Origin of the sequence: Streptomyces sp. NPDC088910 (genome assembly GCF_044749865.1) — a bacterium.
Classification (GTDB): Bacteria; Actinomycetota; Actinomycetes; order Streptomycetales; family Streptomycetaceae; genus Actinacidiphila.
Genome location: NZ_JBIVIV010000002.1, coordinates 663,157 through 678,581 on the forward strand (window position 1 = coordinate 663,157; position 15,425 = coordinate 678,581).

At 73.7% G+C, this 15,425-nt stretch carries 13 protein-coding genes; 6 read left to right on the top strand and 7 right to left on the bottom strand.

Annotated elements, in window-relative coordinates; genetic code table 11:
- Window positions 1-17: 17 nt before the first annotated feature.
- The 3 genes from ACIP4Z_RS07455 to ACIP4Z_RS07465 all read right to left on the bottom strand — a co-directional run bounded on the left by ACIP4Z_RS07455 (window position 18) and on the right by ACIP4Z_RS07465 (window position 2,714).
- Window positions 18-710, bottom strand: coding sequence for a Fic family protein (locus ACIP4Z_RS07455; protein ID WP_401305707.1), 693 nt, complete (start codon window positions 708-710; stop codon window positions 18-20).
- On the bottom strand, window positions 707-1,327 hold the full coding sequence (locus ACIP4Z_RS07460; protein WP_401305709.1) for a hypothetical protein: 621 nt from the start codon (window positions 1,325-1,327) through the stop codon (window positions 707-709). Before ACIP4Z_RS07460 ends, ACIP4Z_RS07455 begins: the two co-directional genes overlap by 4 nt.
- 337 nt (window positions 1,328-1,664) lie before the next feature.
- Window positions 1,665-2,714 (bottom strand): helix-turn-helix transcriptional regulator, encoded by a 1,050-nt coding sequence (locus ACIP4Z_RS07465; protein WP_401305711.1) that lies wholly within the window; start codon window positions 2,712-2,714, stop codon window positions 1,665-1,667.
- 120 nt (window positions 2,715-2,834) lie between these two features.
- On the opposite strand from ACIP4Z_RS07465, the gene ACIP4Z_RS07470 reads away from it, so the two are divergent.
- Together ACIP4Z_RS07470 and ACIP4Z_RS07475 are read left to right on the top strand one after the other, a co-directional pair.
- A complete protein-coding gene (locus ACIP4Z_RS07470) occupies window positions 2,835-3,257 on the top strand; it encodes a VOC family protein (protein ID WP_355339918.1) in 423 nt (140 codons plus the stop codon).
- Between the two features lie 9 nt (window positions 3,258-3,266).
- Window positions 3,267-4,385: a winged helix DNA-binding domain-containing protein gene (locus ACIP4Z_RS07475; RefSeq protein ID WP_401305713.1), complete on the top strand. Its 1,119-nt coding sequence runs from the start codon at window positions 3,267-3,269 to the stop codon at window positions 4,383-4,385.
- A 24-nt stretch (window positions 4,386-4,409) separates the two neighbouring features.
- Here the strand turns inward: ACIP4Z_RS07475 and ACIP4Z_RS07480 are convergent, their stop codons facing one another.
- The 3 genes from ACIP4Z_RS07480 to ACIP4Z_RS07490 form a co-directional block, all read right to left on the bottom strand.
- A complete protein-coding gene (locus ACIP4Z_RS07480; RefSeq protein ID WP_401305715.1) occupies window positions 4,410-5,000 on the bottom strand; it encodes an exonuclease domain-containing protein in 591 nt (196 codons plus the stop codon).
- A gap of 285 nt (window positions 5,001-5,285) precedes the next feature.
- Window positions 5,286-6,212, bottom strand: a complete 927-nt coding sequence (locus tag ACIP4Z_RS07485) for a cysteine/serine endopeptidase inhibitor (protein ID WP_401305717.1) — start codon at window positions 6,210-6,212, stop codon at window positions 5,286-5,288.
- Window positions 6,213-6,396: 184 nt separating this feature from the next.
- The gene (locus ACIP4Z_RS07490) at window positions 6,397-7,191 is read right to left on the bottom strand and encodes a TetR family transcriptional regulator (protein WP_401305719.1); all 795 of its coding nucleotides are present in this window, start codon (window positions 7,189-7,191) and stop codon (window positions 6,397-6,399) included.
- A gap of 419 nt (window positions 7,192-7,610) precedes the next feature.
- Between ACIP4Z_RS07490 and ACIP4Z_RS07495 the strand changes: the two genes are divergently transcribed.
- From ACIP4Z_RS07495 to ACIP4Z_RS07505, 3 genes are all read left to right on the top strand, one after another.
- On the top strand, window positions 7,611-9,023 hold the full coding sequence (locus ACIP4Z_RS07495; RefSeq protein ID WP_401306029.1) for an MFS transporter: 1,413 nt from the start codon (window positions 7,611-7,613) through the stop codon (window positions 9,021-9,023).
- A 243-nt stretch (window positions 9,024-9,266) separates the two neighbouring features.
- Window positions 9,267-10,259: a hypothetical protein gene (locus ACIP4Z_RS07500; protein WP_401305721.1), complete on the top strand. Its 993-nt coding sequence runs from the start codon at window positions 9,267-9,269 to the stop codon at window positions 10,257-10,259.
- Between the two features lie 100 nt (window positions 10,260-10,359).
- Window positions 10,360-10,791, top strand: a complete 432-nt coding sequence (locus ACIP4Z_RS07505; protein ID WP_401305723.1) for a VOC family protein — start codon at window positions 10,360-10,362, stop codon at window positions 10,789-10,791.
- A 229-nt stretch (window positions 10,792-11,020) separates the two neighbouring features.
- On the opposite strand, the gene ACIP4Z_RS07510 is transcribed toward ACIP4Z_RS07505, so the two are convergent.
- The gene (locus tag ACIP4Z_RS07510) at window positions 11,021-14,629 is read right to left on the bottom strand and encodes a hypothetical protein (RefSeq protein ID WP_401305725.1); all 3,609 of its coding nucleotides are present in this window, start codon (window positions 14,627-14,629) and stop codon (window positions 11,021-11,023) included.
- 556 nt (window positions 14,630-15,185) lie between these two features.
- Between ACIP4Z_RS07510 and ACIP4Z_RS07515 the strand changes: the two genes are divergently transcribed.
- Window positions 15,186-15,374 (top strand): hypothetical protein, encoded by a 189-nt coding sequence (locus tag ACIP4Z_RS07515; RefSeq protein ID WP_401305727.1) that lies wholly within the window; start codon window positions 15,186-15,188, stop codon window positions 15,372-15,374.
- Window positions 15,375-15,425: the final 51 nt, after the last annotated feature.

Below are 15,425 nucleotides of genomic sequence, written 5' to 3' on the forward strand. Positions count from 1 at the left end.
GAGATGTACGGCTGGGGTCAGACCGTTCTCCGGCTCGCCGACGGTCGCGCGAGAACCGCGACGAGCACGGCGAGATCGGCGGCTCCCGCCGCGTCGTCCGCGTAACGCGCGATCGTGAGCGGACCCACCTCGCGCAGGACGACGCCTTCGCGGGCGAGCACATACGTCAACGCCAGCAGCGCGGAACGGGCGTTGCCGTCGGCGAAGGGGTGGAAGAAGGCCACGTCCAGATACGTCCGGGCGGCGCGCGCGGCCAACGGCACGGCGGCGTCCGCGCTTTGGGCCAGGCACTCCGCGAAGTCCGCCGGGGTGCGCGAGTTCAGCCCGTACCGTTCCCGGCCGCCCTTCGCGTACGCGTCCCCGGTCCTGAACGCCGCCTCGTCCGCACCGAGCACGGTCCGCTGCCACCCGGCCAACAGGCCGAACGTCAGGGGCACTTCGCGTACGGCGTCGGCGCGGGCCGCCTCGTACGCGGCCAGCAGGCGGCGGGCGCGGACGGGGTCGCGGCGCCGGACGGGACCCACGCACCAGGCGGCGAAGCCGTCGACGGCCGGGGTGGTCCGGCCTGCCGTCACGTCGTCGGCGCCGGTGGCCGTCCAGTCGACCCGCCGCCGTGCCGCGCACCAGGCCGCCAGCGCGTCGGGGCCGGTCCCGTACGCGCTCGCGGGAACGGCCGAGTCCCCGGGCGGCTGCGGCGCGGTGGACGTCATCCGCCGTCGTGCCGCTCTTCGAGGTGGCTGTACTCGCGGTGGTCGCGGTAGGGGAGGCTGCCGGTCAGGGCGACGGCCAGATCCTCGCCGACCGAATCGACGAGCGTGGACGGCGGGGCGACCCAGCTCGTGAAGCGTCCGCCGATGGCGCTGTCGACCACGGCCGTGGCCTCGGCGTCACCCATTCCGCAGGAGGTGAGGTACCACCCCAGCACCAGTCGGCACGTTCCGTACCAGCCGCTCTCCGCCTGCGTACGGTCCACGACGCGCGTGACCAGCCGGACCGCCGCGCGTTCCAGGTGCCAACTGCGCTGCTCGGGGGAGGCGTCCGGTGCCGGGGCCAACTCCCGGAAGCGCTCAGCCAGTTCTTCCAGCCAATCCCGCCACTCGGCCAGCGCGGCGACGGCCTTGGCCGCGGTCGCGTCCGGTGTCGTCACCGAGTGCGCCCCGCAGCACCAACTGCCGACCACACCGCCGTCGTTGTCGCCCTCGCCGACGCTCCAGTTCCACTCCCGCGCCCAGGAGCCGTACCGCTCGACGAAGAGCGCGGTGATCCGCGGCACGCAGCGGCGCTCCCGCGCCCACTTGCCCGCCATGCCGGACCGCACCTGCGGCACCAACTCCCTGACCAGCGCCTCGACTCGCGCCTTCTCGGCGTCGTCCCAGGCGAACGGGTGGCGCTCCGGGTCGAGTTCTGGCCAGGTGGGGACGCGGTACGGGGGCGGTGGCGCGGGCTGCTCGGCGGGCGTGGCGGGTTGCTCGGCCGGTGCGGCGGGCTGCTCGGCGGGCGTGGCGGGTTGCTCGGCCGGTGCGGCGGGCTGCTCGGCGGGCGTGGCGGGTTGCTCGGCTGACGTGGCGGGCTCCGGGGGTGCGGGTGCGGGCGGGGATGCGGACAGCCGTCCAGTGTCGCGGCCCGCGCCCGTGTCCGCCTCCGGTTTTCCGGCCGCCGGGGGCCTACTGACCGGCGGTGGCGGCGAAGCGCCGGGCGAGGGTCGCGAAGGCGTCCTTGAGCGCGGGCGGGCCGATGACCTCGACGGCGGTGTCGAACTGGGCGAGGGCGGCGGCCAGCGCGGGCCAGGACCAGGAGCCGAGGGTGAGGCGGCAGCGGTCGGCGGTGAGGGGTTCGACGAGGCCGTCGCGGGCGTAGGGGGCCACGGCGGAGGCGGGCAGGTCGAGCACGACGACACCGCGGCAGGGCCAGTCGGCCGCGCCCCGCGCGGGGGCCTCGGCGCCGCGGAAACGGGCGGTGACGAAGGCGGCCACGTCGCCGCCGGGCAGGTCGCGGGGGGTGAAGCGGGGTCCCGTGGGGGTGCGGGGGCGAATCCGGTCGGCCCGGAAGGTGCGCCAGTCGGCGCGGTCGAGGTCCCAGGCCAGGAGGTACCAGCGCCCGCCGCGCGCGACGAGGTGGTGGGGCTCGACGCGGCGGGGAGCGGCGGGGGAATCGGGCTCGACGCGGCGGGGCTCCGCGACGGAATCGGGCTCCTGCGCGGCGGGAGCCGCAGGGGCTCCGGCCTCGGGCTCCGGCGGGCCCGCGTAGTCGAAGCGCAGCACCTCGCGGGCGTGGACGGCGGCGCCCAGCGCGGTCAGGACGTCGCTGTCGGCGGTCGCGGCGCCGGGCGGCGGGACGGCCGTCACCTCCAGGGCGTCGATCCGGTGCCGCAGCCGCGCCGGCATCACCTGCCGTACGGTCGTCAGCGCGCGGGCGGCTGCCTCCTCGATGCCCGCGCCCGCCCCCGTGGCCATCCGCAGGGCGATGGCCAGGGCCACGGCCTGGTCGTCGTCGAAGAGCAGCGGCGGCAGCCGCGCCCCGGCGTCGAGCCGGTAGCCGCCGTCGGGGCCCTTGGAGGCCGCGATGGGATAGCCCAGCTCGCGCAGCCGGTCCACGTCCCGGCGGACCGTACGGGCGCTGACGTCCAGGCGTTCCGCCAGCTCGCCGCCCGGCCAGTCCCTGCGGGTCTGGAGCAGGGACAGGAGGGAGAGCAGCCGGGCCGACGTTTTCTGCATACGTCCGATTCTCTCCCGAGTACAGGACAGAAACTGTCCTGTACGGGTGCGAGGGTGGGTCGCAGACCGGGAAACACGCAGGTCACGAAGGTTCGAACCCGACAGCGCAAGGAGCCACCCATGTCCGTCACGACCGCCACCCACCTGAATTTCCGGGGCGAGGCCCGCGCGGCGCTCGACTTCTACGCGTCCGTCTTCGGCGGGCGCCTCACCGCCGTCACGTACAAGGACGCCGGCGCCGTACAGGCCGAGAGCGAGGCCGACTGGATCATGTGGGGCGAGGTCGTGTCCGACGACGGCTTCCACGTCATGGCGTACGACGTCCCGTCGCACCTGCCCTGGGACCAGGGCCGTAACGCCTTCTTCGTCTCGGTGCGCGGCGACAGCGCCGAGGAGATCACCGCGCTCTGGGAGAAGCTGGCGGACGGCTCGACGGTCGCGCAGCCGCTCGCGCCCGCGCAGTGGGCACCGCTGTACGGCATGCTCACCGACCGCTTCGGGGTCGTGTGGGTCCTGGACGTCACTGCCCCGTACGGCGGCTGACGCCGCGTCATGCCGCACGTGACGCCGTACGTGACGCCGCCGCTCGACAGCCGCGCCCTGAACCGGGCGACCCTGGCCCGCCAACTCCTGCTGGAGCGCTCGGACCTGCCGGTCCTGGACGCCGTCGCGCACCTCGGCGGCGTCCAGGCGCAGGAACCGCAGGAGCCGTTCACCGGGCTCTGGTCACGGCTGCGCGGCTTCCAACCCGCCGCGCTGGACTGCCTGTTGACCGGGCGCGAGGTGGTGCGCACCCATCTGATGCGCCGTACCGTCCATCTCGTCACCGCCGAGGACGCGCTCGCCTGGCGGGCCCGCCACGATCCGATGCTGCGGCAGCGCGTCCTGGGCACGTACCGCGACGAGTTGGCCGGGATCGACCTGGCCGCGCTGGCGGCGGCGGCCCGCGCCGTCGTGGCCGACGGCGAGGCCCGCACGATGGCCGAGATCGTCGCGGCGCTCGCGGACCGCTGGCCGGGCCCGCCCCGGCGCGTCCTCGGCGAACTCGTCGTCGCCGCCCTGCTCCCCATGGCGCAGCGGCCCCCGCGCGGCCTGTGGCGTACGAAGGCGGGCGTCCGCAACGTCCTGCTCTCGTCGTGGCTGGGCCGCGACATCGACCCGCCGCCCGCCGACGACGCGGCGGAGGACCTCGTCGGACAGGCGCTCGTACGCCGCTACCTCGCCGCGTACGGCCCCGCCGCCACCGCCGACCTGCGCGCCTGGTCCGGCCTCGCGGGGCTCCCCGCCGCGGTCGCCGCCGTACGCCCCGAACTCGTCGCCTTCCGCGACACCCAGGGCCGTGAACTGCTCGACCTCCCCGACGCCCCGCGCCCCGACCCCGGCACCCCCGCGCCCGTACGCTTCCTGCCCGCCTTCGACAACGCCCTTCTCGGCTACGCCGACCGGACCAGGATCGTGGACGACGCCCACCGCGGCCTGTCCGTCGCCGGTCAGCGCGTCGTCCTGGTCGACGGCCGCGTCGCCGCCACGTGGACGGCGGAGGCGCGGGGCGTCGCCGTCACCCCGCTCCGGCCGCTGCGGCGGGCGGAGCGCGACGCGGTCATGGACGAGGGCCGGGCCCTGGCGGCCTTCCTCACGGACGGGGAGAGCGACCTGGTCCGCACCGTGTAGGCGCGGCTTGAACGCGCCCTTTGTCTACGGCTGTTGGGGTCCGTACGACTCCTCGCGCGTCGGCCACGCGTCGGCGCGCGCGAGGTCGAGGACGAGGGCGGCGATGTTCCAGGCGTCGTCCTCGCCCCGGTGGTGCCGCCCTTCGAGCGGCAGCCCGGCCACGCGCAGCGCCTCCGCCATCCCCGGCCGCTTGCGCAGCCCGTACCCTTGCGTGAACACCGCCTTCGCGTTCACATGCGACCTGCCGAAGGGGTACGTGACCTGCGTCGCCCGGCACTGCCGCGTGAACTGGTGCCGGTCGTAGTCCCCCCAACTCGCCCACACCCGCGCCCCCGCCAGGTGCTCCCGTGCCAACTCCCCGCAGGCGTCGGCGAACGACACCCCGCGGTCCGCCTCCGCCTGCGTCAGCCCCGTCAACTCCGTGCAGAACGCGCTCACCCGCGACCGCACCGGCCGCACCACCCACCGGTGCCGCCCCACCCGCTCCCCGGCCGCCAGGTCCACCACGGTCAGCCCGATCTCGATGATCTCGCTCACCGCCCCCGGCGGCGGCTGCCCGTCCCAGCACGTCGCCTCGACATCCACGACATTCAGCAACTCCCCGCCCCAATTCATCCGTCGAGCATAGGAAGCCAGCCGCCGGACGCCGAACCATTTCCCGACCAGCCTTCGGCCCGGAGATACGGGGACGCGTCGGCGTCTTCTACCGCGTTGGCGTCTTCTACCGCGTCCGCGTCACCGGCGGCCGCCTCCGCCCCCAACAGGCCACGTGCCCCCGGTCCTGACCGGGGGCCTGATCCAGGACTGACCCCAAGGCGGACGTTCCCGGGAGGGTGCTTCGGGCGGCGGATCCGGGGGGGTTGGCCGGGCGTCTGGCGTAGGGGCCTGGCAACTGGGATGTCAGCAGGAGCCGTTGTCGGTCCAGACGGCCCAGGAGGAGGGGTCGGTGGGGACGGCGTTGGTGGAGTAGTAAGTCGCCGTGAATTTGTGGCCGTTGTAGGAGACGGCGTTGCCGGGGACGTAGGAGGCGGACGGGCTCCAGGGGGCGGGGCAGGCGGGGGTGCCGCTGCCGCCGCCGGTGGTGGTGGCGGACAGGGGGGCCGAGGCGGGGCTGACGGTGCCGGAGGCGGTGGCGGCAGCGACCGTGTAGGTGTAGGCGGTGCCCGCGGTGAGGCCGGTGTCGGTGAAGGACGTGCCGCCGGTGGTGCCGACCTGGGCGCCGCCGCGGTAGACGGTGTACGAGGCCGCGCCGGAGACGCCGGTCCAGGACAGGGCGACCGAGGTGTCGGTGGTGGCCGTCGCGTGCAGGCCGGTGGGCGCGGCGAGCGGCGGGGGAGTGCCGTTCGAGGAGACGAACTGCCAGGTGATGCCGGTGACGACACCCGTCCCGAGCGGCGCGAACTCCGCGAACGCGGGCTGGCTCAGGTCGATGTGCGTCGCGTCGCACGTCGGGCACTTGTCGGCCACCGGCACCGTGAGCGTCTTGCCGTTATACGTGACCTGGACCGAAATCCCGCCGCACAGAGGGTCGTTGTTGGGGTTGGCCGAGGTCCACCACTGGTACGACACCGCGACCAGATACTGCGTGGACGCGTCGATCCGCGTCCCGCACGCGCCGTACCCGACGTCGTTGTAGTACGTCATCGACCCGCTCATCGGCTGCCCGACCGGCACGGCGGCCACGGCCGGTCCGCCGGCGAGCAGCACGAGCGCCGAGGCACCCGCCAGGGCGCCGAGCCAGGGCGTGACGCGGCGCGTGCCCCGTCGGCCGATCCGTCGCCTGACGCTTCGCCTGATACCTCGCCTGACACCTCGCGGAGCGCGCAATGTACCTCTCCTCTACGTCTGTTCAGAGTGGGGGGAGCCTGAGCAAGGCGTTGAGCACGGTGCGTACTTGGCGTACGGGGCGTACGGAGCTGACAGTACGCGAACAAGCCGCCGTACGGTGGCGAGGCGGCGGCACACCGAACGGTTCGGGACGTCGTTGTCATGCCCTCCCACCGGGCACGGGTCACGCGCCCCCGCCCGGCCCCCGAGCCCCCGGCCCCCGAGCCCCCGGCGCGCCCGCCGCGAGCAAGCCGTCCACGAACGTCCGCAGCCCGTCGCGATACGTGTCCCGTAGGGCCAGTTCGTGCCACCGGCCGCTGACGGCCGCCAGGTGCGGCACCTTCTCCGCGTCGAACGTCTCGCGGAACACGGGCGGTTCGCCGCCGCTCGGCCACCGTACGGAGTGCGCGCGCACCAGGATCTCGCCGACCGTGTAGTACCAGATGCTGCGGAAGACGTGCACGGACTGCTCCTGCGTACAGCCGTGTTCGTCCGCCCCGGACACGATGCCCTCGACCATCCACAGCGCCGATTCGTCGAGCAGCCCGACGAAACCGTCCGTGGTCAGCACCTCCGCCGCCCACGGCCACGCGGCGAGCGCGTCGTGCAGCGCGGTGGCGGACGCGATGACGCGGTCGCGCGGATCGGCGGGGAGTTCGGGGCGTTCGAGCTGGCTGATGTGGTGTTCGAGCAACTGGACGAGCAGGTCTTCCTTGTCCCGGATGTGGTGGTAGAGCGTCGTCGGCCCGATGCCCAGCTCGGCGGCCAGCCGCCGGATCGTCAGCTTCTCCCAGCCGTCGCGGTCGATGAGCCGACGGGTCGCCGTGAGGATCTCCGCGCGGGAGGTCACGGGCGGGCGGCCGGTGCGGCCGTTCGGCGCGGGGGCGGCGCTTGCGCGCTTGGACGGCTTGGACGCCTTGGACGGCGCGGGCTGCTCGGACGGCTGGGGCGACGCGGGCTGTGTGGGCGGTCGGGGCATGGGCCCATCATGCCGCGCCGCCGCGCGCGGGCCGTACGACGTACGCCGTGACCTGCGCGAGGGTCCGTCCGTCCCCGTGAAGCGCGCCCCGGCCGCGTACGGCCGCCGTGCCCGCCCCGCGTACCCCCGCCCCCCTCCCGATTCCCATCCGGTACATCCGGTGCTACTTTCGGAACACGTTCCTAAAGTCGGGACGGCAGAGAGCGGCGGCGCGCGCCGGCGCCGAGAACGGGGAGTCCGCGATGCGGAAGAGGCTGAGGAAGAGTCCGAGCAGCAGCCCGATCGAACCGGGGGGTCCGGGCCGGGGTCCGGGCGGAGGTCCGGCAGGGGGTCCGGGCGGGGGCACCGGCGGAGGCACCGGCATCCCGGCGCCCCCGACAACCCCGCCGAGCGGGGCCCCGGCGGCCGTCCGCCCGGGGCTGACCCTCGCGGTCGTCGCCGTCGTCCAGTTCATGGTGTCGCTCGACGTGTCCGTCGTGAACGTCGGACTGCCCCAGATCGCGTCCGGCCTCGGCTTCGGCCCGGTCGGCCTGACCTGGGTGATCCACGCGTACGCCCTCACGTACGGCGGTCTGCTCCTGCTCGGCGGCAAGGCGGCCGACCGCTACGGCCGCAAGCGGGTGCTGCTGCTCGGGCTCGCCCTGTTCGGCCTGGCCTCCCTCGGCGGCGGCCTCGCCCAGAACCCCGCCCAACTCGTCGCCGCCCGCACGGTCCAGGGCATCGGCGCCGCCGCCCTCGCCCCCGCCGCGCTGGCGCTGCTGACCGGGACGTTCCCCGAAGGCCGGGCGCGCGTCAGGGCGTTCGGCATCTGGAGCGCGGTCAACGCGGCGGGCGGCGCCTTCGGCGTCGTGATCGGCGGTGTCCTCACGCAGTACGCGAGCTGGCGCTGGGTCATGCTGGTCAACGTGCCAATGGCCGCGTGCGCGCTGGCACTTGCCTGGCGCGGGGTCACCGCGACCGCGCCGAACGCGCGCGCCGGCCGCCCCGACGTGCTCGGCGCCGTACTCGCCACCGCGGGCATGACGCTCCTGGTCTTCGGCGTCGTCCGCACCGACCGGCACGGCTGGACCTCGGGCGCCACCCTCTCGACGCTCGCCGTCGCCGTCGTCCTGCTGGCCGCCTTCCTCTCCGTCGAGCGGACCACGGCCCGCGAACCCCTCATCCGGCTCGGCCTGTTCGCCAACCGCTCGGTCTCCGGCGCGAACGCGTTCAACCTCCTGGTCGGCGCCGCCATGACGCCGTCCTTCTACTTCGTCTCCCTCTACCTCCAGGACATCCTCGGCAAGGGGCCCGCGCTGACCGGCGCGATGTTCCTGCCCTTCACCTTCGGCCTGATCGGCGGCTCCGTGCTCGCCATCAAGTTGGGCTACCGCTTCCCGCCGCGCACCCTGCTCGTCACCGGCGGCATCCTGACGGCCGTCGGGCTCGGCTGGTTCGGCATGATCAGCGCCGACGGGTCCTTCGCCGCCGACATCCTCGGCCCCTCGATCGTCGCCAGCGTCGGCTTCGGCCTCTGCCTCGGCCCGGTCGTCTCCACCGCCACGGCGGCCGTCGCGCCCCACGAGACCGGCACCGCCTCCGGCCTGCTCAACAGCTCCCGCCAGATCGGCGCCTCCCTCGGCCTCGCCGCCCTGGGCACCGCCGCGCAGCACCGCACGGGCGGGCGCGCGACGCTCGGTGCGCTCTCCGACGGTTACGGGTTCGGCCTGACGCTGGGCGCGGCGCTGCTGGTCGCGGCCGTGGCCGTCGCCCTGACGGTGCTGCGGCGGACCGCGGTGCCGGGGCGTGAAACCCCGTCCGTGGAGCGGGACTTGGTGCCGACGGGGGACTGAGGAGGCGGTACGGCCGGACGGGGGCGGGTCGTACGGGTCCGGTCGTACGGGTACGGCCACGCGGTGGCTCGGCTGTACGGGGGCGGGCTCTTTCCCGCCACCGTACGGTCAACTACCGGCCGAAGACGGCTCTTTCGGGTCGGGTCAGGTTGTCATGGGCATGACCTCATGCGTAACGCGAGCCCCATGCACCACCCGGCCCTCCGAGAGGATCGCATCAGCGTGAGAAGTCCGAGAAGCCTCGTGAGCAGTCTGAAGCCGAAATCGACGGCGACCGTTTTCGTGACCGCGGCGGCACTGGCCCTGGGCTGCGGCCTGGGCACGGCCGCGGCGGCCCCTTCGTCGCCCGCGCCGTCCCCCGCGCCGTCCCCCGTGGCCGCCGCCGCCCCCGCGTGCGGCTCGGCGACGGTCTCCGGCCGTACCGTCAGCGGGGCGCTGCCCGCGGCCGAGGTCCACCGCCAGCTCGACTCACTGACGCGGCAGCACCGTTCGCAGTACGGGACGCCGTCCGGGATCGCGGCCAAGGGCCCGCTCGGTACGGCCTCCCCGGCCACGGGCACCGTCGTACGGCCGCTGCTCGACATCCACCCGGCGCAGGGCACGGCATTCAAGTCGCTGTCCGGCTCGGACGGTTCGTGCGCCACCCAGTCCGTCTCGACCCAGCTCACGGTGCACGACAGCGGCACCACCATCTACACCCCGACGATGTACCCGGCGGGCGGCTCCTGCGTCGAACTCGTCACCGTCTACACGCGGACCGTCCGCTCGGTCTCCGCCTGGGACTGGTGCCGCAGCGTCAACTTCGCCGCCTCCGTCACCATCAACAGCTCCTTCCTCACCACCTACACCGGCGGCACCGGCTCCTACACCGGCCGCGTCGTCAAGACCTCCGCCGCCTCCAACACCTGGTCCGCGGACCTCTACAACTACTCGACCGGCCAGTGGGACACCCTCTTCGCCCAGTCCGGCACCAACCAGTCCGGCCGCACCGACGGCTGGGACATCGAAGAGCTCTACTCCACGGTCGGCACCTCCGGACAGGCGTCCTCCTGCGCCGACATGGCCAACCTCACCTTCGAGTCCGCCAACATCGCCGTCCGCACCAACGGCACGTGGTCCCCCGCCTCCACCGCCAACGCCGACACCCACTACGACTCCCCCGCCGGCTCCTTCTACTGCCCCACCCGCACCTTCCAGATGCTCACCCCTTACACCCACTGGAAAGCCACCGGCTGACCTCCCGTCCCCGGGTGGCTCCGGCCCCAAGGGCCCTGGCCTGCCGCGCCGGGCGGGCGGGCCGGCCAGGGGTCGCGCGGGGTCCGGCTAGGGTGGGGTGATGGCGGCGATTCGGCAGATCCAGGTGACCTTCGACTGCGCGGAGCCCGAGCGGGTCGCGCGGTTCTGGTGCGAGGTGTTGGGGTACACGGTGCCGGCGCCGCCGGAGGGATTCGGGACGTGGGGGGAGTACGACGCCGCGCAGCCTCCGGAGGAGCGGGGGTCGTGGTTCGCGTGCGTGGACCCCTCGGGGGCGGGGCCCCGGCTGTACTTCCAGCGCGTCCCCGAGGGGAAGGCCGTCAAGAACCGGGTGCACCTCGACGTACGGGTGGGCACCGGCCTGGCGGGGGAGGAGCGGCTGGCCGCCCTGGAGGCCGAGTGCGCGCGGCTGATACCGCTCGGCGCGGTGCGCGTACGGCTGCTGTACGACGGCGGCAGCGACTCCTGCATCGTGATGCAGGACATCGAGGGCAACGAGTTCTGCCTCGACTGACGCGCGGTAGTACATACGGGTCCCCTCCCGCCGCGACGTGACCAGCCCCGCCGCCCGCAGCCACGCCAAAATGCCGCGGCGTCGCCGCCACATGCGCCCCCACAGCTCCGCGAGCGCACTCCGCACTCCCCGGCAACTCCCGCCCGCTCAGCGCCCACAGCAGCCGATACCGCGACGGATCCGCCACCGCCCTCAACACCGCCACGGCCCGCTCGGCCCCAACGGCGTCTCAAGCTCTCACTTGCGCACCCATCCAAATACCTTGGCCACCCACTCCCGCAGCGAAGAGGCTGTGGGCTCCGGCCAGCTCCGCCAACGGCTCCAGCGCTTCGGGCGCCAGCCGGGGGAGCAGCGCAATCGCGTACGGCCAGTTCCCGCCCGCGACCAGTTCACCGACGAGCGCGCGGGCCGCCGTTTCGTCCGGTGCGGTGCCGTCACCCGCCGCATGAGCGAGCGCCAGGCAGACGCGGACCGCGGAGTCCCGCGACGACGGATCGACGGAGAGCGCAACGGGGACGCCCGCGAGATACGTCGCGACGGCGGCCAGCGCCCCGACCCGTACCGTCGGATCCGGCGCCGCCCCGGCGAGCCGCCCGGCCTCGGCGACGTCGCCCGCCACCGCGTCGAGGACGGCCAGCTCCGCATAGGGGAGCCGGTCCGGCGACAGCGTATTCCGCAGGTACGCCGTCGCGTCGGTCAGGGCGCGCGGTGCCGTACAGCAGCCGAGCCGTACGAGCAGGTCCAGGACCGCCAACGACGGGGCGTGCCATTGCTGCCGGGGCTCTTGCGCGAATTCGTCGAGGACCTGCCGCATCGCCTCGCACCACTCCGGTCCGGGCCGCCGCACGTCCGGGAAGCCGAGCAGGAGTTCCGCCGACCGGATGAGCGGGTGGCGGCCGCCCGTGCTCTCCGCCTGGCGTACGACCAGACCCGCGGCCGTGTCGGGGGTGCGCCGGGCGAGCCCGGCCGCGACCGCGGTCAGCGACCGGCTGGTCTGTGCCCATCGCTGTTCCCGGTGCCCGCGAGGACCGGCGTCCTCAGGCCCCTTCCCCTCTGCCATCTCCACGGCGGCGGTCGCCTCGCCGGCGTGGGCCAGGGCCTGGGCGATCGCGCCACGCAGCGTGGGATCGTGCAGGTCACCACCGAGTCGCGCCGCCTCCTTCGCGTATGCGCCCGCCGCGGTGTCGTGCCCGCCCTGGGAGCACCCCAGCGACACTGCCGCCAGATGCCGAGCCCGACTCTCCGGCCCCGGCAGGGACGACAGCAACCGGTCGGCCACAGGCGACTGCCCCACGACACCGAGCGCTTGGGCCAGGGCCAGCGTCCAACCGTCGTCGCGGGCGACCTGTCCCGCGGGCAGGGGCGAGCGACGCAGCGCCTCCTCCAGACGCTCACGACCGAGTACGAGGTTGCCGTCCGCCAGCAGCCTCTCGGCCTGGCGGAGCAGGATCACGTGGTGCGGCAGCTCGATGCCGTCATCGGACTGGCCGTCACGGGGCTTCGGGAGGTCGGAGGGGCGCGGGCGACGCCGTAGGGGCGTGCCGCGCCGCTTGGCGTTATTGGTTCGCCGGGTGGTGTCGGCCCATTCCGAGGAATCGGCCGTTCGCCCCGCCCGTTCCTGCCGCCTCGACTCCCCGCGAGCCTGGCTCTTCCTCTCTTCCCACTCCCGTTTGATCTTCTCCGCCTCCGCGTCGCTCGCTCTCCTGTCGGCGTCCTTCCACCTCCTCGTCGCCCTCCGGTCCTCCTCCGCCATCATCCGGAACGCGGCCTCTTGCGCGGCCCCGCGCTCCCTGGCCAGCGCGTTGTCCACCGCCATCCGCTCCGCGAGGTCGTCGCCCAGCACGCCGGTACGCAGTCGCTCGCGGTGCTCCGCCACCAACTCCTCGATCCGGGCGAGGGAATCCCGGTCGATCCGGTTGTCGACAACGGCCTGATGCAGGCGGACGAGCGTGGTCGAGACCTCGCGCCGCAGGTGGGCCCGGTCGGCGGCGGAGAGCGCTTCCGGGGCGGTCAGCGCGGCGGTGAGATGGTCCAGCGCCCGCGTCACCAAAGGGGGCGCCTCCCTCTTGCGGCTCTTCAACGCCGAGGCGCCGAGCGCGAGGATGTCGACCGCCATCAGTCCGTACGACGAGTCGACGTCGGCGCAGATCGCCTTGATCCGGTTCCTGGCGTCAGGAGCGCGGGCGGGAAACGTGCCGGCGATGGTCGCGAGGATGTCCACGGCTGCGGCCACTGCATTCGGGCCACCCGTACTCAGCTCGTCGGCCCGCGCCTCCACCGCGTCCAGCCAGCTCGGTTCGTCCTCCTCGCCCAGGGCGTTCACCGCCGCGATCATCGTCTCGACATCGGCCTCCCCGCTCAGGACCACCGCCCGCAGAAGGGCGCGCGCGGTGCCGGTCTCTCCGCGCGCGTGGAGTTCTTGAGCGGCCTCGGCGATCTCCGCGTACGCGTCGGCTTCTTCGGGCGGGCGGGTGCGGCCGCGGCTGGCGCGCGCCACCCAATCCACCGCCTCCCGCGCGGTCGCGGCGGCACCTTCCGAGCCCGTACGGCTCAACTCCGCCGCGACTTGGGCCAGTCGCGCCGCTCTGACCAGGGGATTCGACGCCGAATGCGCCAACGCGCGGGCGCGCGCCGGGTCGCCGAGCCGGACGTGGAGAACCGGGGCCCGGTACGGCACGTGACGTGCTTCGCGGAGTATCGAGGCGCGAGAGGCGGCGAACCGCAGGGCCTGGCCGAGGTGTTCCGGGTTCCCGCCCCCCTCACCCTGCTCCGGGCCGAGCGCGTCCATCTGCGCGAGGGCGACGTCGTGACCGACCACCGAGGCGAGCCGTACCTGTCGACGGGCGTCGAGAACGTACTCCCTACGCGCGTCGGCGTCGTCCAACAGCCGGAGGTAATCCGTCAGCAGATACGGCGGCGTTCCGTCGGGCCAGCCCGCAGCCCGCCAATGCCCGGCCCAGGTGCGCAACAGCCCGGCCTGGCGTGCCACACCGGTGTCCCCGAGTTCCTGCCGGACCGACCGGAGGATGTCCGGGTGGCTCAGCGCGTACGTCTCGGCCGCCGGATCGGTCACCGGCTCGCTCGATACGACGCACCGGCCGTCCGCGCTCCAGAGGAGGCCGTGTACCGCGTCAACCGGCGCTCCGGCCAGCTCCGCGAGATCTACCGGGCGCAGGCCCCCGCCCGCCACCGCGAGCAGATTCGTGACCGCCCTGCCCAGGCCGCTCGCGCGCAGCCGGGCCGCCTCCGCTCTCGGCGCCTGGTCGTTCTCCACGATGTGTTCGCGGGGCCTCAACTCCCGCAGGCACTCCCGCAGTCGGAGCGGGTGCCCTGCCGGGAGATCATCGGGAAGGCGCGCAACCCCTCTGCTGGAGACGACGATTCGCACGTTGACGTCGGGGCGGGCGGGAAGTAGCGCGGCGATGCTCTCGCCGTTCGTCCGCCGTTGAGGAGTCCAGGCGGCGTCCTCGTCGAGGCCGTCGACGACGAGAAGGAGTTTCCGCCCGTGCCGGGCACTCTTCGCGGCGGCGGCGCTGAGGAGGTCTGCCCATGCCTGCGCGTCACTGGGGTCTGGCGCCGACGCCCGGCTCCGGCGCAGGAACGCCCGGATCTGCGCGGCTGTTTCGGCGACGAAGGCGGTGCGGGTGTCGGTGCGCCGCGCCTCGGCGACGAAGAAGTTCAGAACATCGGTGTTCGGCGGGGGCCTCGTCACGCAGTCGGCCAGCAGCGCGGTCTTCCCCACCCTGGCGCGCGCGTGCCACCACAGGTACGACGGCGCGTCCGGCTCTGAAGCGCGTACGAAGGCGAGCGTCGCCGCCCGCTCCTCCTGCCGTCCCACCAGGGCGCCCGGTGCTCCGTGGCCCGAAAGGTGGGGCCGCACGAAGGGGCCGCCCTTCGGGACGGGACGATCCGAACGGGTATGTGCTTCGCGCTGTTTCCTGGCACCTTCCTGCTGGGCTGCACGGAGCGCAGCCTCCAAGTCCGCATCGCTGGAGACGGCGGTACCGGCTGCCGACCGCAACTTCCTGACCAGGCACCAGAAACGGGCTTCTGCCTCCGCCGTGGCCGCGGGGGCCGACTCGCCCTTGCGCCACTGCCTGAGGGCGGTTGGGCTCGGCGCCTCCCCTCCCTGAACGCGCACCGCCTCGCGCTCGCTCAGTCCGGAAGCCGTCAGCAGTTCTTGCACCATCGCGCCGAAGCGCTCATGCGGAGTTGCTCCGCTGTCGTTCGTCACTGCTGCTCCGCCCCCTGCGTGCCCGTAAAAGATGGCTGTTCTGACCTGCGGTGATCGTGAAATTGCGAAGTTCGGGATCTTCCTGCGCACAGCCTTGCTGTCCGACGCTGGACCCCTCGCCACACCAGCCCGCCCCGGCTCCGGACGGAAGGTCGCCGCCATGCCCGTGCTCCCCGAACCACTCCACAGCGCCGCCGCCCTGACCACCACGGTCGGCCTGCTCTACGCAAGCGTCCTGTCCATTGTCGCCCTCGCCTCGGTCCTCGCCCGCACCCCGGAACGCCGCCGCGACGCCCGCTCCACGCTCAGGATCCTCGTCAGGGGGCGGGGTGGTCGACTCGACGGGTAACTCGACTGCATCGGCAGCCCTGCTGACGCTGTGTCACTCACATGAGGGACA